Source organism: Paraburkholderia sp. SIMBA_030 (genome assembly GCF_046535245.1).
Lineage (GTDB): Bacteria > Pseudomonadota > Gammaproteobacteria > Burkholderiales > Burkholderiaceae > Paraburkholderia.
In genome coordinates this window covers 1-229 of the sequence record NZ_JAWRXB010001837.1, presented here as the reverse complement: position 1 = coordinate 229, position 229 = coordinate 1, and the positions used below count along the sequence as shown (strand labels likewise).

General features: G+C 58.5%; 1 protein-coding gene. It reads left to right on the top strand.

Annotation, left to right across the window (positions count from 1 at the left end):
• Positions 1-66: 66 nt before the first annotated feature.
• A partial coding sequence (locus SB772_RS46335; RefSeq protein WP_410839310.1) for an Lrp/AsnC family transcriptional regulator occupies positions 67-229 on the top strand: 163 nt, incomplete at its 3' end.

Here is a 229-nt window from a genome sequence, read left to right as displayed (position 1 = left end):
ACCTTTGCCGTTGCTGCTCAGGCTCTGGGTTAGACGACCCGTATCGGAACATTAGGGAACCGCGGTATGAGTACAAATATGCAGCTGGACCGACTGGATTTGCGGATCCTGAGCCAGCTTCAGAATAACGGGCGCATGACCAACGTGGATCTGGCCGAAGCGGTCGGGTTGTCGGCGAGTCCGTGCCTCAACCGGGTCAAGCGCCTGGAGCAGGCGGGTTTTATCAGCG